The sequence below is a fragment of the Erwinia phyllosphaerae genome, from assembly GCF_019132875.1.
Lineage (GTDB): Bacteria > Pseudomonadota > Gammaproteobacteria > Enterobacterales > Enterobacteriaceae > Erwinia > Erwinia phyllosphaerae.
In genome coordinates, this window is sequence record NZ_JAHSPF010000002.1 from 99,801 (window position 1) to 120,437 (window position 20,637).

The window sequence follows — 20,637 nt, forward strand, 5'->3', positions numbered from 1 at the left end:
TTGCGCCATCAACCAGGAAGGGATTTATGCGTATTGAAGAAGATATTAAGCTGGGTTTTAAAGATGTACTGATCCGCCCTAAGCGCTCGACGTTAAAGAGCCGCTCGGAGGTTGAACTGGAGCGTCAGTTTACCTTTAAGCACTCCGGGATCGCCTGGTCAGGCGTACCGATTATCGCCGCGAATATGGATACCGTCGGCACGTTCAGCATGGCGGAAGCGCTGGCGACGTTCAATCTGCTTACTGCCGTGCACAAGCACTACAGCGTGGCGCAATGGCAGCAGTTTGTTGCCCGCGTACCGGAAAGCGTACTGAAACACGTAATGGTTTCGACCGGCACCTCCGACGCCGATTTTGTGAAAATGCAGCAGATTCTGGCGCTTTCTCCGGCGCTAAACTTTATCTGCATCGACGTGGCTAACGGCTATTCCGAACACTCTGTTGACTTTCTTAAGCGCGCCCGCGAGGCCTGCCCGGATAAAACTATCTGTGCGGGTAATGTGGTGACAGGCGAAATGGTCGAAGAACTGATCCTGTCCGGTGCGGATATTGTCAAAGTAGGCATCGGGCCTGGTTCCGTTTGTACCACCCGCGTCAAAACCGGGGTTGGCTATCCTCAGCTTTCCGCCGTGATTGAATGCGCCGATGCGGCACACGGTCTGGGCGGCCAGATTGTCAGCGATGGCGGCTGTTCCGTACCGGGCGACGTGGCAAAAGCGTTTGGCGGCGGCGCGGATTTCGTGATGCTTGGCGGCATGCTGGCCGCGCATGATGAATGCGAAGGCTCGCTGGTAGAAGAAAACGGCGAGCAGTTTATGCTGTTTTACGGCATGAGTTCCGAATCTGCGATGAAGCGCCATGTAGGTGGAGTTGCAGGCTATCGCGCGGCAGAAGGCAAGACCGTTAAGCTGCCCGTTCGTGGCCCGGTAGACAATACGGCCCGTGATATTTTAGGCGGCCTGCGTTCTGCCTGTACCTATGTGGGCGCCGAACGCCTCAAGGAGCTGACGAAACGCACTACCTTTATCCGCGTGGCGGAGCAGGAGAACCGGGTTTTCAATCGCTAAGCCAGCCAGCCGCGTTCTCGCGCGGCTGGTTTTCATCAGAGACAGGTTATCCAGCCCATCCTCCGGATTACAGATGGGCAGATATATGGTGAGAGCTTGTTACCCCAGCCCATCCTCCGGATTACAGATGGGTAGATATATAGTGCTCGTTACCCCAGCGCATCCCCCAGGTTAAAGATGGGCAGGTACATCGCAATAACCAGCATCCCAACCAGAATACCCGTTACCACCATCATCAGCGGCTCCAGCGCGGCGGCCAGATTATCCGCCAGCTCATGCGTATTTACCTCATGCCACTCGCCCAACCGCACCATCAGACTGTCCAGCGCGCCAGCCTCTTCGCCAACCTTAATCAACTGATAGCATAACGGCGTAAAAAGCTGATGCGCGGCCAGCGCCTGATGTAGCGGATTACCGTCCGCTATATGCTGCTGTAGCGTGGTGATAGCATCACGCCATAATACATGGTCCAGAATTTTTTCTACGGCGGATAAACCTTGCGACAGCGTAAGCCCTGCCTGCTGCGTCAGCGCCAGGGTTAAAAATATTTTACTGAGCTGTCCGCCACGATAAAGGCGACCAACCAGAGGCAGCTGTAACAGCCACCGCTGCTCGGTGCGCTGCCACGCGGGCAGTCGGTGGCAAAGCCTGCGCCAAAGGCAGAAGCCGCCGATCAATATTGGCAAGACGATCAATCCGTAACGCTGAAGGCCTTCCGACAGCGCAATAATAGCGGCGGTAAAAGCCGGAAGCGGAGCATTGAATGCCTGATAGATGGCAACGAATTCGGGTAGCACAAAAATCAGCATGCCAAGGCTGACAGCTAACGCGACCGCAACCACAAACAGCGGATAGCGTAACGCCTTAACTACCTTTTTTTGCAGCTGCTGCTCCCTCTCTTGCTGTTGGGCAAGACGCAGACAGCACTCATCCATCTGGCCGGTTAATTCGCCAACCTGGATTAGGGCAGGGTAGAGTGGAGGAAACACCGCAGGCCAGCCGGTCAACACTTCGGAGAAAGGCACGCCTTCCGCCACGCTTTGCTCTATCTGAGCCAGCAGTGCCTGCCAGCCAGCATCACTGTGTCCCTCGCCAGTCAGCTTCAGGCTGGCCGACAGTGTCATGCCGGCCTTTAACAGCGTAGCCAGTTCGCGGAAGAAGTTGATTTTATGCTGCCATTTCCAGTCGCCGGCTCGATAACGCTTTCCCTTAACTAGCCGGAGCGGCAACAGATCCATCGCCAGCAGGCGCTCCATTGCCTCCTGCGGTCCACTGCAGAAGAAAGCGCCCTGATGGAAAGCACCTTCTCGATCTGTTGCCTGCCAGCGAATTAATAATGGGTTAACCATCATCCGTTCCCACAATGCGATTTAGTTCTGCAAGCGTGGTCTCTCCCCGGTTAACGCTGTGCAGCCCTTCAATAAACAGCGAGTTAATATTTTGCTGGCGAGCAATCTCCAGCAGCGTTTCCTGCGGACTATCGGCCGCGATGGCATTTTGCAGCTTTGCGGTAATCGGCAGCAGTTCAAACAGCGCCAGCCTGCCGTAAAATCCGGAATAGCAGCGGTCACAGCCTGGCGCTCGCCAGTTCTGCACCGTACCCGGCCATATATCGGGTGGAAAATGCGCCAGCGCTTCCGCTGGTTCGCGGCAGTGGGGGCACAATCGTCGTACCAGGCGCTGCGCAATAACCAGCCTCAGGGCGGAAGCCAGCAGATAGCCAGGAATGCCTATTTGCCTTAGCCGCGTCAGCGTTTCCATGGTGGAGTTAGTATGCAGCGTCGAAAGCACCAGATGGCCTGTCTGCGCAGCCTTGACGGCAATTTCTGCCGTTTCACCGTCGCGGATTTCACCAATCATAATTACGTCAGGATCCTGGCGCAGTAAGGCCCGCAACACCCGGTTGAAATCCAGGCCTGCTTTGGGATGAACCTGGGTTTGATTGACGCCCGGCAAGGGAATTTCTACCGGATCCTCCACGCTGCACAGATTATGTCCTGGCGTGTTCAACGAGCTTAACCCGCTATACAGCGTAAAGGTTTTGCCGCTGCCGGTTGGGCCGGTGACCAGAATCATCCCCTGCGGCCGCGCCAGCGCCTCGCGGAAAAGGCGTAGCGACGCTGGTGGCATCCCCAGGTTTTCCAGCGCCACGGACTGAGTATCGTTTTGCAGCAGCCGGATAACCGCTTTTTCACCACAACGCGTTGGCAGCGTAGAGAGGCGAAAAGAGGCCGGTTTGCCTGATAAATCCAGCGTGAACTGTCCGTCCTGCGGCATTCTGCGTTCGGCAATATCCAGGCTGGCCAGAATTTTGAGCCGGGCCAGCAGCGCCGCGCCGCTGTCGCCGGGACTAACGGGAACAGCCTGTAAGACGCCATCTACGCGAAAGCGTATACGCAGCTTATCGGCCTGCGGTTCGATATGAATATCGGAAGCGCGCTGCTGGACAGCCAGCGTCAGCAGGCTGTCGATGCGTTGGATAGTTGTCTCGCTGTTCTCGGCGGTTGGCTCCACGCTGGCAGGCCGCTCCTGCCTGAACTGCTCCAGCCGCGCCGGCGGCCAGTACTCGACTTCAATGGCGCCCTGGGCGGTGAAGCGTAGCGCGGCCATCATATCGGCGGAAGGAGGTGCCGCTACCGCAATACGTAAACGCTGAGGCGTAAAAGAAAGGACAACCGCCTGATAGCGCTGGCAAAGGGCCTCTACGGCTCTTTGGGAAGAGGATGCGATCATTCTGCCACCTCTGCTACGTCATCGAAGCGGAAGATGTTTTCGCAGGCTTCTTTCAGTCCTCTCTGTTCTGTGGCGCAGGTGCGCTGCCAGCCGATCTGGCCTTCTGTACCGTCCCAGAGCGGCGTCATGGTGACCGTCAGGCCTTTCAGGCTTTCCTGGCCTGTTAGCGTCAACGCACCGGACTTAATCGCTACCGCAGAGACGTAACGGGAACCTTTTCCGTTCGGCACGCCATTGCTGCCTTCGCTGCAGTTTTCCGCGCCACCATGTTCAATGGCGCAAAGCTCAACCGCCGTTTTAAACGGCATGGCCGTTTGCAGCATGTCGGTGAGCGCCGCTTTCTGAAGATAGTTTTGATAGGCCGGCAGGCCTATTGCGCTGAGGATGGCAATGATAGCTATCACTATCATCAGTTCGACCAGGGTGAATCCTTGCTGATTTTCCATAACGTTGACTCCTTGTGGTTAAGAAGCCAGCAAGGTACAACCCGGAAAAAAGCGAAACCAGCGGCGAAAGTTGCCTTGTGGAGAAGCGTTGCAGAGAATATTAGTGCGTTACATCAGTAAGCAGTTTTGCTGGAAGCCAGCTCGCAAAATTGTGCGGTTTTCACCTTCCTGCGAGACAACGTGCGGTTTTAATACGCATCGCTCCGCAGGAAGGCGCGAGTCCTTAGCGAAAACGCATAGAGAGATCTAACGCACGGACATGCTTGGTCAGTGCGCCGACGGAAATATAATCCACGCCGGTTTCGGCAAAAGTTCGCAGCGTTTCATCCGTCACGTTGCCGGAAACTTCCAGCAGCGCGCGGCCATCGGTCTGGCACACCGCTTCCTGCATTTGCTCAACGCTGAAGTTATCCAGCATGATGATATCCGCGCCTGCATCAATGGCCTGGTTAAGCTCGTCCAGCGACTCCACTTCTACCTCTACCGGCACGTCGGGATGCAGCCAGAAAGCTTTTTCCACCGCCTGACGGATAGAGCCTGCGGCGATAATATGGTTCTCTTTAATCAGAAACGCATCGGCAAGACCCAGACGGTGGTTTGCGCCGCCGCCGCACAGTACGGCATATTTCAACGCGGTACGCAGGCCCGGCAGCGTCTTTCTGGTATCAAGGAGCTGGGTGTTGGTGCCTTGCAGAATCGCAACATAGCGGCTGACTTCCGTCGCCACGCCGGATAAGGTTTGCACGAAGTTCAGCGCGGTGCGCTCGGCGGTTAAAATCAGCGCGGACGGGCCGGTAACTTCAAACAGCGGCTGGTCTGCTTTTATTACATCACCATCGTCCACGTGCCAGACCAGCTCGGTTTTATTACCCAGCTGGATAAAGACTTCTTCTACCCAGCGCTTGCCGCAAAAAATACCGGGTTCGCGGGTAATCACAACGGCATGAGAACGGTTATCGGCTGGTAGCAGGCTAGCGGTAATATCGTTACTGGCGTCGATTTCGCCACCCAAATCTTCTCGCAGCGCCTGGGCGACGGCAGGGGGAATATCATCCTTAATACGTTCCAGCAGCGCCTGGCGGCGGCTGGCCGGATCGTAGCGACGGGTTGTCATAGTCAAACTCCGATAGGGCGGGTTGAAAGTTTGACCATGCTAGCTTTTTTACCCGAGGCTGGCGAGTTGCTTGAGCAGATCGTGGTTAGCTGGCCGCTGAATATGACAGGCCCGTCGGACGAGCCGGATGCAAAATTCTTTCTGCGCTTTTTCTGATAAAAATCGGGGGCTTTCTGGAAAAGGATTCATGTTACTCTGAGATTATCGACAAAAAAGGAGAGCAGGGCATGCATTTGCAGGCAGGTTGGCTGACCGGCGTCAGGCGGGTTCCGTCACCCCATTTTAATCAGCGCCCGGAGAATGAAGCTCCCACGCTGCTGGTGATTCACAATATCAGCCTGCCGCCAGGCGAGTTTGGCGGACCCTGGATCGATGCGCTGTTCACCGGCCAGCTGGATGCCGATGCCCATCCTTATTTTGCGGGTATCGCCCATCTCCAGGTTTCCGCGCATTGCCTGATCCGCCGCGATGGCGAAATTGTCCAGTACGTTCCTTTTCATCTGCGTGCCTGGCACGCGGGCGTATCCCGTTATCAGGGACGCGAGGCCTGCAACGATTTTTCCATCGGTATTGAACTGGAAGGCACCGACGTTTTGCCTTACACCGCTGAGCAATATCAGGCCTTGCAGACGGTTACCCGGTTGTTGATACAGCATTTTCCGCAAATAGCCGAAAATATTACCGGGCATAGTGATATCGCGCCGGAAAGAAAGAGCGATCCGGGTCCGGCGTTTGACTGGAAAAGATTCTGGAGCGGGCTGGACAAAGAGTCTCCCGTTTCACAGCAGGAGTAAGCAGGCATGACGCTTTTTAGTTTGTTATTGGTTCTGGGCTGGGAACGCCTGTTTAAAATGGGCGAGCACTGGCAGCTGGACAGCCATCTGAGCAAGTTTTTTCGCGGGCAGCGTCGTTTTTCATTGCTGCGCACGCTGCTGATGACGCTGGCCGCCATGGCGGTGGTCACGCTTTGCCTGTGGGCGCTTAAGGGGCTCTTTTTTGGCGTTTTACAGCTGCTGTTCTGGATTGGTGTCGGCTTACTTTGTATCGGCGCGGGTTCTGTACGACTGCACTACCATGCCTATTTGAAAGCCGCCAGCCACAACGATACGGATGCGCATAAGGCAATGGCGGAAGAGCTAACGCTGATCCATGGCTTGCCGATAGAGTGCAACGAACGCGAATATCTGTGTGAGCTGCAAAATGCGCTGTTGTGGATTAACTACCGATTTTATCTGGCACCGCTGTTCTGGTTTGTAGTAGGCGGCGCATGGGGGCCAGTGCTGTTAGTGGGGTACGCTTTTCTGCGCGCCTGGCAAAGCTGGCTGGCGCGGCATCATACTCCGCTGGAGCGTTCACAGTCTGCGGTGGATGCCATTCTGCATTGCGTAGACTGGATCCCGGTACGGCTCGCTGGTGTAGCCTACGCGCTGCTGGGCCATGGCGAGCGGGCGCTGCCAGCCTGGTTTGCCTCACTGGGCGACAGGCATACGCCGCAATATCAGGTGCTGACCCGCCTTGCTCAGTTCTCGCTGGCGCGCGATCCGCATACCGACAAGGTCGAGACGCCGCGTGTTGCCGTGGCGCTGGCTAAAAAAGTTTCGCTGGTGATCGTGGTAGTGGTGGCGCTGTTAACCATTTATGGCACGCTGGTTTAGTACTGGCGTAAAAAGATCCGGTCAACGGGCCGGATCTTTTCAGGTTGTTAACAATATCGTGGATCAGGCAGTAGTGCTGTCGTCTCCCATGCCCAACAAGCCTTCCAACAGATTGCCTATGCTTCCCCCGATCCAGCCGCCAATTTGCTTCCCAATGAAGCCGGTTGCTTTAGAGATAAGGGTGGAAAGGATGGGGACAGTGGTCAGACTGCCAATGGCGTTGCCGATAAAATCACCGGCCTGAGCGCCCAGCCAGGTGGTGGTATCGGCAATGATGCCCGCGCCGTTGACGGCAACAACTTCCTGATAGGTTAATTCTCTCATCGTTAATCTCCTTATTAAAACGTAAATGAGGTTAAAGTCTTATAATCCCGGGCAGGATAAATCTCAATTTATAGTGAGCGGTTTCCGCTTCGCTTTAACATTTCTTTGATGGCTATCAATTCATCCAGCGTTAGTCTTTTTCCGTAGCGCTGTTTTCGGGCGGTTCGCCAAACAGCGGCATGCCATTATCATCCCAGCCAAAAATTTTAATGCAGGTGTGGCGATTGGGGTCGTACAGCGGATCGCCTTCAATCTCGGTGTAGTTCCTTGCGTGATAAACCAGCACGTCCCCGCCGTTTTCCGCCACCGTAAAGCTGTTGTGGCCCGGCCCAAACTGACGATTTTTCCGGCTGGTTTTAAATACCGGTTCCGGCGATTTCTGCCAGTTTTCTGGCCGTAGCGGATCGGCATCGTTGTCAATCCATAACAGTCCCATGCAATAGTTTTCATCCGTCGCGCTGGCCGAATAGCTGACGAATAAACGATTGCCGTGATGGATAGCCGCCGGCCCTTCATTCACCGAGAACCCCACGCATTCCCATGCATATTCCGGACGGCTTAGCATTACCGGCGCGCCTTTCAGCGACCACGGCGTCTCCAGTTCGGCAAGATAAAGGTTTGAATTACCCGGAATAGCCGGATCTTTTTGCGCCCACAAATACCAGTTCTTTTGCTGATGCACAAAATGGGTAGCGTCCAGCGCAAAACTGTCAATCGGCGTAGTGATACGGCCGCACTCCTGCCATTTGCCGCTAAGCGGATCCTCATCATGGCAGGCGATAGCAAACATGCGGTGCTGAAACAGGCCGTCCTTGATCTCTCTTGTTGGCGCAGCGGCAAAATAGATGACCCAGACGCCATCAATACGGTGCAGTTCAGGCGCCCAGATAAGTTCGCTCATCTCCCCGCTGTCGTGCTTTTGCCAGACGACGACGGCTCTGGCTTCAGCCAGCCCGGCCAGCGTGGTGGCCTGACGTAATTCCAGCCGATCGTATTCCGGCACGGAGGCAATAAAGTAATAATGCTGCCGATAACGCAGGATAAAGGGGTCAGCGCGTTGTTCGATAAACGGAATGGGCCACTGGCTCATGCTCCTGTTCCTTCTGGTTTAACCGGCGCTTTGCCGTGATGATAGTCGTTAAGCTCGCGGAAATTATGGCGACGCTGTTCCAGCTCCAGCTGAATTTTCTGCATGGTAGGGCGGTCAACTTTTAGCAGCCTGACCACGCCCGCGGTAATCAGATAACCGACGCCCGGAATGACGGTAAACAGTAAGGTAATACCGTTAACCGCTACCGGCGACTGAGCTTTTGCACCCGCGTCGTAGCCATAAAAGGAGAGCAAAAAGCCGACCATTGCCCCGGCCACCGCCAGCCCGACCTTCAGAAAAAACAGGTTACCGGAGAAGCTGATCCCGGTAATGCGTTTACCGGTTTTCCACTCGCCGTAGTCATCCACATCCGCCATCAGCGACCAGTGCAGCGGGGAAGGAATCTGATGCAGGATGTTTAACAAAAAGTACATCACCACAATCAGTACCGTGGCATGAGGGTTCAGAAAGTAAAAGCCGCTGGAAAACAGCGCCAGGATAATATTGGTCCAGAAAAAGACCTTCAGCTTGCACCAGCGGTCGGTCAGGATTTTTGCCAGCGTGCTGCCCAGCATCATACCTACCACGCCCAGGCTGATAAATAGCGTGGCAAAATGGGTAGATTGCCCCATCACCCAGGTCACGTAATACATGGTAGCCGCCATGCGGATAAAGCCGGGACAGACGTTGCAAAAGGTCAGGAGCAAAATGCGCACCCACTGATCGTTTTTCCATACGTCTCGCAAATCAGATTTTAAATCGCTGTTGCTCGATACGGCAGGGTGAATGCGCTCTCGCACGGTGGCGAAGCAAAACAGAAACATACAGAGGCCAATAAACGCCAGCACGCTCATAGCCATCTGATAGCCGCGCGCCTTGTCCGCACCGCCAAACCACTCCGCCAGCGGCAGCAGCGAAAGGGATAAGATCAGCGTGGCGATGCCGACCATCACAAAACGGTAAGACTGGCAGGAAACGCGTTCGCCGGGATCGTTGGTGATCACCCCGCCAAGCGAGCAATAAGGAATATTGATGGCGGTATAGGTCAGCGACATCAGGAAATAGGTGGCAAAGGCATAGATAACCTTGTTGTCGTAGCTCCAGTCCGGCGTGGTAAACATCAGCACGCTGAACAGCACGTAAGGCAACGAGATCCACAGCAGCCATGGACGAAACCGCCCCCAGCGGCTCTGCGTACGGTCGGCAATGGCACCCATAATGGGATCGGTAACCGCATCCACCACGCGCACCGAAAGCAGCAGCACGCCAACCAGCGCCGGAGCAAGGCCAAAGACGTCGGTATAAAAATAGTTAAGGAAAAGCATGATAGCGCCGCCGATCATATTGCAGCCTGCGTCCCCCATGCCGTAGCCAATTTTCTCTTTTATCGAAAGCGCCGCGACCTTCATGGATCATTCTCCTGCACCAGATGAAGTAAACAGTATCACTGGCTTAGCGGCGTATCGCGCTGGCGGAAAAGGTTGCAGAGATGGATAAAACGGCTGTGAAGAGAAAAGTGTGAGTAAGCTGGCAAATCAGCCGGATGGCGAAAAAAGATAAGGCGGGCTGGAGAGTAATGCGGCGAACTAAAAGACAGGGGAAAGGGGACACCGAAGCGTCCCCATGATTCAGGCTTTTTGCAGACGGTTTTTTACCGCATAGCCGATGGCCAGAACGGCTACCCACGGCGGGATCAGCCAGACGGAAATCGCCATGCCTGGCGTCATCGCCATGATCACCAGAATACCAACCATGAACAGCAGGCATACCCAGTTACCGGCAGGATAGAACAGCGCCTTGAAGCGGGTCTGCACGCCCTGGCGGTTTTTGGCCTGGCGGAATTTCAGGTGAGCGTAGCTGATCATCGCCCAGTTAATCACCAGCGCGGAAACCACCAGCGCCATAAACAGTCCAAGCGCTTCGCCCGGCATCAGGTAGTTGACCAGTACACAGATTGCGGTGGTGGTGGCAGAGAAGCCCAGCGCGACGTAAGGCACACCGCGACGATCGACTTTCAGCAACGCTTTCGGGCCATTTCCCTGACGGGCCAGGCCGTACAGCATGCGGCTGTTTGAATACACGCAGCTGTTGTACACGGAGAGCGCGGCGGTCAGGAACACCAGATTCAGCACGTTAGCCGCCAGGCTTTCGCCCAGGTCGTGGAAAATCATTACAAACGGGCTGCTGTTGGCGGTCACTTTGGTCCAGGGATAGAGCGACAGCAGCACGATAATGGAGCCGACGTAAAAAATCAGAATACGCCAGATAACCTGGTTAGTAGCCTGAGGGATGCTTTTTTCCGGTTTGTCCGCCTCGGCAGCGGTGATGCCCACCAGCTCCAGGCCGCCGAAAGAGAACATGATAATCGCCATCGCCATGACCAGTCCGCTGACGCCATGCGGGAAGAAGCCGCCAATCGCCCAGATATTGCTTACCGCCGCCTCCGGTCCGCCGTGACCGCTAAACAGCAGCCAGCAGCCAAACACAATCATCGCTACAACGGCTATCACTTTGACAATGGCTAACCAGAACTCCATTTCCCCAAAGATTTTTACGCTGGTCAGGTTGATGGTGTTGATCAGCACAAAGAAAATGGCCGCTGCGGCCCACGAAGGAAACTGGGGATACCAGACCTGAATATACTGGCCAACGGCGGTTAGCTCGGCCATCGCTACCAGCACATACAGCACCCAGTAGTTCCAGCCGGAAGCAAAACCGGCAAAGCTGCTCCAGTATTTATAGGCAAAATGGCTGAAAGAACCGGCGACGGGCTCATCAACGATCATCTCACCCAGCTGACGCATAATCATAAAGGCGATAAAACCGCCAATGGCGTAGCCCAGCAGTACTGACGGCCCGGCCATTTTAATCGTTTGTGCTATTCCCAGAAACAGGCCAGTACCCACGGCACCGCCTAATGCAATCAGCTGAATATGCCGGTTTTTAAGCCCGCGCTTCAGCGTTTCGCCCTGCTGTTGTTCCATAATCATCCTCATGATGTTGTTATTTTTACGAAGGACGAGCCGCTGTCTTATTTTTTTTACGATTACGTATTTAAATATTTACAGTCAGTTGCCAACCAAAAAAGGGCAAATGCTACCTTCGCGACAAGAATAGTGATAAGCGCTCGCCAATGCACTCGCTTTCTCGTGAAGGGTGAAAGATCGCACAAAAAAAAGGCGCTCCGACAATCTTCATGTTTTTGTCATAAACGCTGGCAAAAGACGAAAAGGTTTTACTTATGGATGGCGAAATCGACGTGAATTAAGCAGTTGTCGCGATTCAGAAAAGTTAAAAAATTTAACATTTAGATCCAGCCCTTTTTCAGGCAATTATTGGCGCTAATCCCTTCTGCAGAAACGAGACGTGCGTCTGGTTTCACGGCGGTGCCATATAGACATCAGGTGAATACTTTGTTACTTTACGGGCTCCTTTTGGCAATTGGTATGACCAATTTACTCGGGCAAACGGCACGAAGAAGGGATGATGGCCTACAGCAAAATCCGCCAACCGAAGCTATCCGATGCTATCGAGCAGCAGCTTGAATCCCTGATTATGGAAGGGACGCTGCGTCCCGGTGAAAAGCTACTCCCTGAACGCGAGCTGGCAAAACAGTTCGACGTCTCCCGTCCCTCTTTGCGTGAAGCTATCCAGCGTCTGGAAGCGAAAGGCCTGCTGCTACGTCGTCAGGGCGGCGGCACCTTTGTGCAAACCAGCCTGTGGCAAAGCCTGAGCGATCCGCTGGTGGAACTGCTGGCCGGTCATCCTGAATCCCAGTTCGACCTGCTGGAAACGCGCCATGCGCTGGAAGGGATTGCGGCCTATTACGCCGCGCTGCGGGGAACCAACGAAGACATAGACAGGCTGCGCCAGTGCCATCTGCAGATTCAAACCGCGCAGGCCAGCGGCGATCTCGATGCTGAAGCCAACGCCGTTATGCAGTATCAGATTGCCGTAACGGAAGCCGCGCATAATGTGGTTCTGCTGCATCTGCTACGCTCGATGGGGCCCATGCTGCAGCAAAACGTCCGACAGAATTTTGAATTGCTCTACTCGCGCCGCGAAATGCTGGCAAAAGTGAGCGGTCACCGCGCCAGAATTTTCGAGGCAATTGTGGCACGCGAACCCGAAAAGGCGCGCGAAGCCTCACACCGCCATCTGGCGTTTATTGAGGAAATATTGCTGGACAGAAGTCGTGAGCAGAGCCGCCGAGAGCGCTCCCTTCGACGCTTACAGCAACGTAAGGAATAACGCGTAATCATAACGCGACAACCACGACGGGCCTGTCTCTCTGTGTTCTGGACAGAATCAGAGCACAGAGAGACAGGCTCCAGACAATTCAACGTATTAGACACAGATAAGGAATACCCCCCATGTCAGAACGTTTACACAATGACGTGGATCCGATCGAAACTCGCGACTGGCTACAGGCGATCGAATCGGTCATCCGTGAAGAAGGTGTAGAGCGCGCGCAGTTCCTGATCGACCAGGTATTGAGCGAGGCACGCAAAGGTGGCGTGAAGGTAGCTGCGGGCGCTGGGGCCAGCAACTATATCAACTCTATTGCCGTTGAAGACGAACCTGATTATCCGGGCAATACCTCACTGGAGCGTCGTATTCGTTCCGCGATCCGCTGGAACGCCATCATGACCGTTCTGCGCGCTTCGAAGAAAGATCTGGAGCTGGGCGGCCACATGTCCTCTTTCCAGTCTTCCGCAACCATCTATGAAGTGTGTTTTAACCACTTCTTCCGCGCGCGCAGCGAAAAAGACGGCGGCGACCTGGTTTATTTCCAGGGCCATATTTCGCCGGGCGTGTACGCTCGTGCCTTCCTGGAAGGCCGTCTGACTGAAGATCAGATGAATAACTTCCGTCAGGAAGTTCACGGTAAAGGTCTTTCTTCTTATCCGCATCCAAAACTGATGCCGGACTTCTGGCAGTTCCCGACCGTTTCGATGGGCCTTGGCCCAATCGGCGCGATCTACCAGGCGAAATTCCTCAAGTATCTTGAGCATCGCGGTCTGAAAGATACTTCACAGCAGACCGTTTACGCCTTCCTGGGCGACGGCGAAATGGATGAGCCAGAATCCAAAGGCGCTATCACTATTGCGACCCGCGAGAAGCTGGATAACCTGGTGTTCATCATCAACTGTAACCTGCAGCGCCTGGACGGCCCGGTTACCGGCAACGGCAAAATCATCAACGAGCTGGACGGCATCTTTGGCGGCGCTGGCTGGGAAGTGATCAAGGTGATTTGGGGCGGACGCTGGGACGAGCTGCTGCGTAAAGATACCAGCGGCAAGCTGATCCAGCTGATGAACGAAACCGTTGACGGCGACTACCAGACCTTTAAATCCCGCGACGGTGCCTACGTGCGCGAGCACTTCTTCGGCAAATATCCGGAAACCGCCGAGCTGGTCAAAGATATGACCGACGACGAAATCTGGGCGCTGAACCGTGGCGGCCACGATCCGAAGAAAATCTACGCGGCGCTGAAAAAAGCGCAGGACACCAAAGGCAAACCTGTGGTCATCCTGGCGCATACCATTAAAGGTTATGGTATGGGCGACACGGCGGAAGGTAAAAACATCGCGCACCAGGTGAAGAAGATGAACATGGATGGCGTTCGCTACATCCGCGATCGCTTCAACGTGCCGGTCACTGATGACACCATCGAAAACCTGCCGTACGTGACCTTCAGCAAAGAGTCTGAAGAGTACAAATATCTGCACGGCCAGCGCCAGAAGCTGGGCGGCTATCTGCCAACTCGCCAGCCAAACTTCAGCGAGAAGCTATCCATGCCTGCGCTGGAAGATTTCCGCCAGCTGCTGGACGAGCAGAACAAAGAGATCTCTACCACTATCGCCTTCGTGCGTGCCCTGAACGTGATGCTGAAGAACCAGTCGATCAAAGATCGCCTGGTGCCAATCATCGCCGACGAAGCGCGTACCTTTGGTATGGAAGGCCTGTTCCGCCAGATCGGCATTTACAGCCCGAACGGCCAGCAGTACACGCCGCAGGACCGTGAGCAGGTTGCCTACTACAAAGAAGACGAGAAAGGCCAGATCCTGCAGGAAGGTATCAACGAACTGGGTGCGGGCGCATCATGGCTGGCGGCGGCAACGTCTTACAGCACTAACAACCTGCCGATGATCCCGTTCTATATCTATTACTCTATGTTCGGCTTCCAGCGTATCGGCGATCTCTGCTGGGCGGCGGGCGATCAGCAGGCGCGCGGCTTCCTGGTCGGCGGCACTTCCGGTCGTACCACGCTGAACGGCGAAGGTTTGCAGCATGAAGATGGCCACAGCCACATTCAGTCGCTGACTATTCCTAACTGTATCTCTTACGATCCTGCTTACGCTTACGAAGTTGCTGTCATCATGCATGACGGCCTGGTACGTATGTATGGCGAAGCGCAGGAAAATATTTACTACTACATCACCACGCTGAACGAAAACTACCACATGCCTGCAATGCCGCAGGGTGCGGAAGAGGGTATCCGTAAAGGTATCTACAAGCTGGAAACTCTGGAAGGCAGCAAAGGTAAAGTACAGCTGCTGGGCTCGGGTTCTATCCTGCGTCACGTGCGTGAAGCCGCGCAGATCCTGGCGAAGGATTACGGCGTAGGTTCCGACGTTTACAGCGTAACCTCCTTCACCGAGCTGGCCCGCGATGGTCAGGACTGTGAGCGCTGGAACATGCTGCACCCTACCGAAGAGCCACGTGTGCCTTACGTTGCGCAGATCATGAACGAAGCACCGGCAGTAGCTTCAACCGACTATATGAAACTGTTCGCCGAGCAGATCCGTACCTTCATGCCAGCCAGCGACTATCGCGTACTGGGCACTGACGGTTTCGGCCGCTCCGACAGCCGCGAAAACCTGCGTCACCACTTCGAAGTGGACGCATCTTACGTCGTGGTTGCAGCACTGGGCGAACTGGCTAAACGCGGTGAAATCGATAAGAAAGTGGTGGCGGATGCCATTACTAAATTCAATATCGATGCCGATAAAGTCAACCCGCGTCTGGCATAAGAGGTAAAGATTAATGGCTATCGAAATTAAAGTACCGGACATCGGTTCAGACGAAGTGGAAGTTACCGAGATCCTGGTCAAGGTTGGCGATAAGGTGGAAGCCGAGCAGTCGCTGATTACCGTAGAAGGCGACAAGGCTTCTATGGAAGTGCCCTCGCCAGAAGCGGGCGTGGTTAAAGAGATCAAAATCGCTACCGGCGATAAAGTTGAAACCGGCTCGCTGATTATGATCTTCGAAGCGGCTGACGGTGCGGCTACCGCGCCGGCAGAAGAGAAAAAAGCGGAAGCGCCAGCGGCACCAGCACCTGCCGCCCAGGCCGAAAGCAAAGAAGTTAACGTGCCGGATATCGGCGGTGACGAAGTGGAAGTTACCGAGATTCTGGTCAAGGTGGGCGATAAAGTCGAAGCCGAGCAGTCGCTGCTGACCGTTGAAGGCGATAAAGCCTCAATGGAAGTACCAGCGCCGTTTAAAGGCACCGTAAAAGAGATCAAAATTGCTACCGGCGACAAAGTCAGCACCGGCACGCTGATTATGATTTTCGAAGCGGAAGGCGCAGCGCCTGCACAGGCACCGAAGCCAGCAATGAAAGAAGAAGCGGCGGCGGCACCAGCGGCAACCAGCGGCGCGAAAGAAGTTCAGGTTCCTGACATCGGCGGTGACGAAGTTGAAGTGACCGAAGTGATGGTGAAAGTAGGCGATAAAGTGGCTGCCGAGCAGTCGCTGATTACCGTAGAAGGCGACAAGGCCTCTATGGAAGTGCCTGCGCCATTTGCCGGTACGGTGAAAGAGATTAAAATTGCCACCGGCGACAAGGTCAGCACCGGCTCGCTGATTATGGTCTTCGAAGTAGAAGGCGCGGCACCAGCGCCAGCCGCTAAGCAGGAAGCGGCTCCGGCACCGGCAGCGCAGGAAACCAAAGCGGCTCCGGCTGCTCCGGCTCCGGCAAAAGCGGAAGCGAAAGGCGACTTCGCCGAGAACGATGCTTACGTGCATGCCACGCCGGTTATTCGTCGTCTGGCGCGCGAGTTTGGCGTAAACCTGGCGAAGGTAAAAGGCACGGGTCGTAAAGGCCGTATCCTGAAAGAAGACGTGCAGTCTTACGTGAAAGACGCGGTCAAACGCGCCGAAGCGGCACCGGCTGCTGCGGCAAGCGGTGGCGGTCTGCCAGGCATGCTGCCATGGCCGAAAGTCGACTTCAGCAAGTTCGGCGAAGTCGAAGAAGTCGAACTGGGCCGCATCCAGAAAATCTCTGGCGCGAACCTGAGCCGTAACTGGGTAATGATCCCGCACGTTACGCACTTCGACAAGACGGATATCACCGATCTGGAAGCGTTCCGCAAACAGCAGAATGCCGAAGCCGAAAAGCGCAAGCTGGATGTGAAATATACGCCAGTCGTGTTCATCATGAAGGCAGTTGCTGCCGCGCTGGAGCAGATGCCGCGCTTTAACAGCTCGCTGTCTGAAGATGCGCAGAAGCTAACGCTGAAAAAATACATCAACATCGGCGTGGCGGTAGATACGCCAAACGGCCTGGTGGTTCCGGTGTTTAAAGATGTGAACAAGAAAGGCATCACCGAGCTTTCTCGCGAGCTGATGGCAACGTCGAAAAAAGCGCGTGATGGTAAACTGACGGCCAGCGATATGCAGGGCGGCTGCTTTACTATCTCCAGCCTTGGCGGTCTTGGCACCACGCACTTTGCGCCAATCGTCAACGCGCCGGAAGTGGCTATCCTGGGCGTTTCTAAATCCGCTATGGAGCCGGTCTGGAACGGTAAAGAGTTTGCGCCGCGTCTGATGATGCCAATCTCTCTTTCCTTCGACCACCGCGTCATTGACGGTGCTGATGGTGCCCGCTTTATTACCATCATCAACAATATGTTGTCTGATATTCGCCGTCTGGTGATGTAACAGTACTCTGGCCGGCTTATGCCGGCCTTCTTAATTAGCCGACTCTGCTGTTTTAGTCGACAAGATAGTACAGTCGTTTGGGGCAGGTTGTTTGCACTCTGTTAACAATTCTGTAAACTCTTGCCCTGAATACGAACCGGTGGATGGATATCCTCCAGTTAACTAAGAGGTCATGATGAGTACAGAAATCAAAACTCAGGTCGTGGTACTTGGGGCAGGTCCGGCAGGTTATTCTGCGGCATTCCGCGCTGCCGATTTAGGTCTGGAGACCGTCATTGTTGAGCGTTACAGCACCCTGGGCGGGGTTTGCCTGAACGTAGGTTGTATCCCTTCTAAAGCGCTGCTGCACGTGGCAAAAGTGATTGAAGAAGCGAAAGCGCTGGAAGAACACGGTGTGGTGTTCGGCAAGCCGCAGACCGATATCAACAAGATCCGTACCTGGAAAGAGAAAGTCATCAATCAGCTGACCGGCGGTCTGGCTGGCATGGCGAAAGCCCGTAAGGTTAAAGTCGTCACTGGCGAAGCGAAATTCACCGGCGCGAACACCATGTTCGTTGACGGCGAAAACGGCGGCACCACCATCAACTTCGACAATGCGATCATCGCTGCCGGTTCTCGTCCTATTCAACTGCCGTTTATTCCACATGACGATCCGCGCGTGTGGGATTCTACCTCTGCGCTGGAACTGAAAGAAGTGCCAGAGCGCATGCTGGTGATGGGCGGCGGGATTATCGGCCTGGAAATGGGCACCGTTTACCACGCGCTGGGTTCTCAGATTGACGTGGTGGAGATGTTTGACCAGGTTATTCCGGCTGCCGATAAAGACGTGGTGAAAGTCTTCACTAAACGTATTTCTAAGCAGTTCAACCTGATGCTGGAAACCAAAGTCACGGCGGTAGAAGCCAAAGAAGACGGCATCTACGTGACGATGGAAGGCAAAAAAGCGCCAGCTGAACCGCAGCGCTACGACGCGGTGCTGGTTGCTATCGGCCGCGTACCGAACGGCAAAGGTCTGGATGCGGGCAAAGCGGGCGTGGAAGTCGACGATCGCGGCTTTATTCGCGTCGACAAGCAGATGCGCACTAACGTGCCGCATATCTACGCTATCGGCGACATCGTTGGTCAGCCAATGCTGGCGCATAAAGGCGTGCATGAAGGCCACGTGGCGGCAGAAGTGATTTCCGGTAAGAAGCACTACTTCGACCCGAAAGTGATTCCATCTATCGCCTATACCGAGCCAGAAGTTGCCTGGGTTGGTCTGACCGAGAAAGAAGCGAAAGAGAAGGGCATCAGCTACGAGACGGCCACCTTCCCGTGGGCGGCTTCCGGCCGTGCTATCGCTTCCGACTGCGCAGACGGCATGACCAAGCTGATTTTCGATAAAGAGACGCATCGCGTTATCGGCGGCGCGGTTGTCGGCACCAACGGCGGCGAGCTGCTGGGCGAAATTGGCCTGGCTATTGAAATGGGTTGCGACGCCGAAGATATCGCGCTGACCATCCATGCTCACCCAACGCTGCACGAATCCGTGGGCCTGGCGGCAGAAATCTTCGAAGGCAGCATCACCGATCTGCCAAACCCGAAAGCGAAGAAGAAGTAAGCGTTAACCACGCTTAAAAACGGCTCCTGCGGGGGCCGTTTTTTATTGGGGCGGTAAGGTCTCTGCCTGGCTAAACCCTTTTTTTCAGGGCCGTCTTAATTTATTGTTTTTACTTGTATTTAGTTGGTGGCTAAAAAAGAGGGTTTTACCGGGTTTGGGTCAAAATTCTTCAGTAATAAGTTGCTTATGCTATGTCGTCAACTGTTCACTGCCGTACAGGTAGCTTAGAAAATCAGAGCAACACCGGCAGTAATTCTGCTATCCGTTCACTGCCGTACAGGTAGCTTAGAAATCGCCGAGTATCCAGGAAATAGGCAGGTTAGTGTTCACTGCCGTACAGGTAGCTTAGAAACGTGAAAGTCCTGTTGCTTCACTGGCTTTACCGTTCACTGCCGTACAGGTAGCTTAGAAAAGTATGGGGAGTGCGATTTCGAGAGATTCCAAGTTCACTGCCGTACAGGTAGCTTAGAAATTCCGCCGCAAGGCGAGACATTACCTCAGTAGGTTCACTGCCGTACAGGTAGCTTAGAAATGTATGCGCCGGAGTATTTTTTAAAATTATAGGTTCACTGCCGTACAGGCAGCTTAGAAAAACATCAAAATGGCCTGGAAAGAAGACGGCCAGTTCACTGCCGTACAGGCAGCTTAGAAACCAACAACAGTTGCAGCAGGCAAAAAGGACGGGTTCACTGCCGTACAGGCAGCTTAGAAACGGCGTTCTCACTATGCTACCCGACCATAGTCGTTCACTGCCGTACAGGCAGCTTAGAAAATGCAATGGTTGCGCAGACCTTCTGCGAGGTTGTTCACTGCCGTACAGGCAGCTTAGAAACCAGGGGATAACCTCGACGCCGCGCTGTTCAAGTTCACTGCCGTACAGGCAGCTTAGAAACGTATCAGGCAGGACGGGCAAAGCCACATAAAGTTCACTGCCGTACAGGCAGCTTAGAAAGGGAAACGCTGGATATCATGCGGCGGGAATGGGTTCACTGCCGTACAGGCAGCTTAGAAATATCGGCGTTCTGTCCGCAAGTGATGCAGATTGTTCACTGCCGTACAGGCAGCTTAGAAAATCCCGTTAGCCAGTTCTGCCGTACAGGTTAAGTTCACTGCCGTACAGGCAAGCTTAGAAACCCTCAAGCATCAGCGGAAGGCTGGTGTGCTGTTCACTGCCGTACAGGCAGCTTAGAAAGGGACGGTTTTCATCAGTTCCTGAATCTCGGCGTTCACTGCCGTACAGGCAGCTTAGAAAATAAGCATATCTCCTTTAACCCAGCAGGTTTCGTTCACTGCCGTACAGGCAGCTTAGAAAATGCTGATTTGTATCGACGACGGCCCCACCAAGTTCACTGCCGTACAGGCAGCTTAGAAACTGAGCGATCGCATCCGCTTTTTGTGTTTTCTGTTCACTGCCGTACAGGCAGCTTAGAAAAGCAAATGAGCAAGATTAAAGAGCTGGTAAAGCGTTCTCTGCCGTACAGGCAGCTTAGAAATAAAACGTGGCGATCATTACCGGAGTCGTGATGTTCACTGTCGTACTGGCAGCTTAGAAATGGGCGCGGGCGTAGTTGCAGACGAGATAGAGGTTCACTGCCGTACAGGTAGCACTAAGAATGCGCTACGCCTTTAGCGCATTCACTAACGTAAATTTATTAAAAACCC

The 20,637-nt window shown here is 54.4% G+C and carries 15 protein-coding genes and 2 CRISPR repeat arrays; of the genes, 7 read left to right on the top strand and 8 right to left on the bottom strand.

What is annotated here, in order from left to right:
- Positions 1-26: 26 nt before the first annotated feature.
- Positions 27-1,067, top strand: coding sequence for a GMP reductase (locus KUE00_RS03745; RefSeq protein WP_246758188.1), 1,041 nt, complete (start codon positions 27-29; stop codon positions 1,065-1,067).
- A 149-nt stretch (positions 1,068-1,216) separates the two neighbouring features.
- On the opposite strand, the gene hofC is transcribed toward KUE00_RS03745, so the two are convergent.
- The 4 genes from hofC to nadC all read right to left on the bottom strand — a co-directional run bounded on the left by hofC (position 1,217) and on the right by nadC (position 5,360).
- Entirely contained in the window at positions 1,217-2,416 is a 1,200-nt protein-coding gene (gene hofC / locus KUE00_RS03750; RefSeq protein ID WP_246758651.1) for a protein transport protein HofC, read from the bottom strand.
- A complete protein-coding gene (gene gspE / locus KUE00_RS03755) occupies positions 2,409-3,797 on the bottom strand; it encodes a type II secretion system protein GspE (protein ID WP_246758652.1) in 1,389 nt (462 codons plus the stop codon). The genes hofC and gspE overlap by 8 nt, the downstream gene beginning before the upstream one ends.
- The gene (gene ppdD, locus KUE00_RS03760; RefSeq protein WP_246758189.1) at positions 3,797-4,246 is read right to left on the bottom strand and encodes a prepilin peptidase-dependent pilin; all 450 of its coding nucleotides are present in this window, start codon (positions 4,244-4,246) and stop codon (positions 3,797-3,799) included. Before ppdD ends, gspE begins: the two co-directional genes overlap by 1 nt.
- 223 nt (positions 4,247-4,469) lie before the next feature.
- Positions 4,470-5,360, bottom strand: a complete 891-nt coding sequence (nadC, locus tag KUE00_RS03765) for a carboxylating nicotinate-nucleotide diphosphorylase (RefSeq protein ID WP_246758190.1) — start codon at positions 5,358-5,360, stop codon at positions 4,470-4,472.
- 227 nt (positions 5,361-5,587) lie between these two features.
- Here nadC and ampD point away from each other — a divergent pair, with 227 nt between their 5' ends.
- Complete coding sequence (ampD, locus tag KUE00_RS03770) at positions 5,588-6,154, top strand: 1,6-anhydro-N-acetylmuramyl-L-alanine amidase AmpD (RefSeq protein WP_246758192.1); 567 nt, start codon at positions 5,588-5,590, stop codon at positions 6,152-6,154.
- 6 nt (positions 6,155-6,160) lie between these two features.
- A complete protein-coding gene (ampE, locus tag KUE00_RS03775) occupies positions 6,161-7,015 on the top strand; it encodes a beta-lactamase regulator AmpE (RefSeq protein ID WP_246758193.1) in 855 nt (284 codons plus the stop codon).
- Positions 7,016-7,078: 63 nt separating this feature from the next.
- Here the strand turns inward: ampE and KUE00_RS03780 are convergent, their stop codons facing one another.
- The 4 genes from KUE00_RS03780 to KUE00_RS03795 form a co-directional block, all read right to left on the bottom strand.
- Positions 7,079-7,339: a hypothetical protein gene (locus tag KUE00_RS03780; protein WP_246758194.1), complete on the bottom strand. Its 261-nt coding sequence runs from the start codon at positions 7,337-7,339 to the stop codon at positions 7,079-7,081.
- 130 nt (positions 7,340-7,469) lie between these two features.
- A complete protein-coding gene (locus KUE00_RS03785) occupies positions 7,470-8,429 on the bottom strand; it encodes a glycoside hydrolase family 43 protein (protein WP_246758195.1) in 960 nt (319 codons plus the stop codon).
- Complete coding sequence (locus KUE00_RS03790; RefSeq protein WP_246758196.1) at positions 8,426-9,838, bottom strand: glycoside-pentoside-hexuronide (GPH):cation symporter; 1,413 nt, start codon at positions 9,836-9,838, stop codon at positions 8,426-8,428. The genes KUE00_RS03785 and KUE00_RS03790 overlap by 4 nt, the downstream gene beginning before the upstream one ends.
- Before the next feature lie 219 nt (positions 9,839-10,057).
- On the bottom strand, positions 10,058-11,413 hold the full coding sequence (locus KUE00_RS03795) for an amino acid permease (RefSeq protein ID WP_246758197.1): 1,356 nt from the start codon (positions 11,411-11,413) through the stop codon (positions 10,058-10,060).
- Between the two features lie 502 nt (positions 11,414-11,915).
- On the opposite strand from KUE00_RS03795, the gene pdhR reads away from it, so the two are divergent.
- The 4 genes from pdhR to lpdA all read left to right on the top strand — a co-directional run bounded on the left by pdhR (position 11,916) and on the right by lpdA (position 18,975).
- Positions 11,916-12,680 (top strand): pyruvate dehydrogenase complex transcriptional repressor PdhR, encoded by a 765-nt coding sequence (gene pdhR, locus KUE00_RS03800; protein ID WP_246758199.1) that lies wholly within the window; start codon positions 11,916-11,918, stop codon positions 12,678-12,680.
- A 122-nt stretch (positions 12,681-12,802) separates the two neighbouring features.
- Positions 12,803-15,466 carry a pyruvate dehydrogenase (acetyl-transferring), homodimeric type gene (gene aceE, locus KUE00_RS03805; protein WP_246758201.1) on the top strand — a complete coding sequence of 888 codons (2,664 nt, stop codon included), beginning with the start codon at positions 12,803-12,805 and terminating at the stop codon, positions 15,464-15,466.
- Positions 15,467-15,479: 13 nt separating this feature from the next.
- Complete coding sequence (gene aceF, locus KUE00_RS03810; RefSeq protein WP_246758203.1) at positions 15,480-17,375, top strand: pyruvate dehydrogenase complex dihydrolipoyllysine-residue acetyltransferase; 1,896 nt, start codon at positions 15,480-15,482, stop codon at positions 17,373-17,375.
- 175 nt (positions 17,376-17,550) lie between these two features.
- Positions 17,551-18,975, top strand: coding sequence for a dihydrolipoyl dehydrogenase (gene lpdA / locus KUE00_RS03815; protein WP_246758204.1), 1,425 nt, complete (start codon positions 17,551-17,553; stop codon positions 18,973-18,975).
- Between the two features lie 203 nt (positions 18,976-19,178).
- A CRISPR array of direct repeats spans positions 19,179-20,048; the repeat unit is 28 nt; unit sequence GTTCACTGCCGTACAGGCAGCTTAGAAA.
- A gap of 91 nt (positions 20,049-20,139) precedes the next feature.
- A CRISPR array of direct repeats spans positions 20,140-20,528; the repeat unit is 28 nt; unit sequence GTTCACTGCCGTACAGGCAGCTTAGAAA.
- The last annotated feature ends 109 nt before the right edge of the window (positions 20,529-20,637 follow it).

Bases quoted from the DNA above. Each gene is read 5' to 3' on its own strand.
- hofC (WP_246758651.1), bottom strand. From the start codon at position 2,416: ATGGTTAACCCATTATTAATTCGCTGGCAGGCAACAGATCGAGAAGGT.
- ppdD (WP_246758189.1), bottom strand. From the start codon at position 4,246: ATGGAAAATCAGCAAGGATTCACCCTGGTCGAACTGATGATAGTGATA.
- ampD (WP_246758192.1), top strand. From the start codon at position 5,588: ATGCATTTGCAGGCAGGTTGGCTGACCGGCGTCAGGCGGGTTCCGTCA.
- nadC (WP_246758190.1), bottom strand. From the start codon at position 5,360: ATGACAACCCGTCGCTACGATCCGGCCAGCCGCCGCCAGGCGCTGCTG.
- KUE00_RS03780 (WP_246758194.1), bottom strand. From the start codon at position 7,339: ATGAGAGAATTAACCTATCAGGAAGTTGTTGCCGTCAACGGCGCGGGC.
- aceF (WP_246758203.1), top strand. From the start codon at position 15,480: ATGGCTATCGAAATTAAAGTACCGGACATCGGTTCAGACGAAGTGGAA.
- KUE00_RS03795 (WP_246758197.1), bottom strand. From the start codon at position 11,413: ATGGAACAACAGCAGGGCGAAACGCTGAAGCGCGGGCTTAAAAACCGG.
- pdhR (WP_246758199.1), top strand. From the start codon at position 11,916: ATGGCCTACAGCAAAATCCGCCAACCGAAGCTATCCGATGCTATCGAG.
- lpdA (WP_246758204.1), top strand. From the start codon at position 17,551: ATGAGTACAGAAATCAAAACTCAGGTCGTGGTACTTGGGGCAGGTCCG.
- KUE00_RS03745 (WP_246758188.1), top strand. From the start codon at position 27: ATGCGTATTGAAGAAGATATTAAGCTGGGTTTTAAAGATGTACTGATC.
- KUE00_RS03785 (WP_246758195.1), bottom strand. From the start codon at position 8,429: ATGAGCCAGTGGCCCATTCCGTTTATCGAACAACGCGCTGACCCCTTT.
- aceE (WP_246758201.1), top strand. From the start codon at position 12,803: ATGTCAGAACGTTTACACAATGACGTGGATCCGATCGAAACTCGCGAC.
- ampE (WP_246758193.1), top strand. From the start codon at position 6,161: ATGACGCTTTTTAGTTTGTTATTGGTTCTGGGCTGGGAACGCCTGTTT.
- KUE00_RS03790 (WP_246758196.1), bottom strand. From the start codon at position 9,838: ATGAAGGTCGCGGCGCTTTCGATAAAAGAGAAAATTGGCTACGGCATG.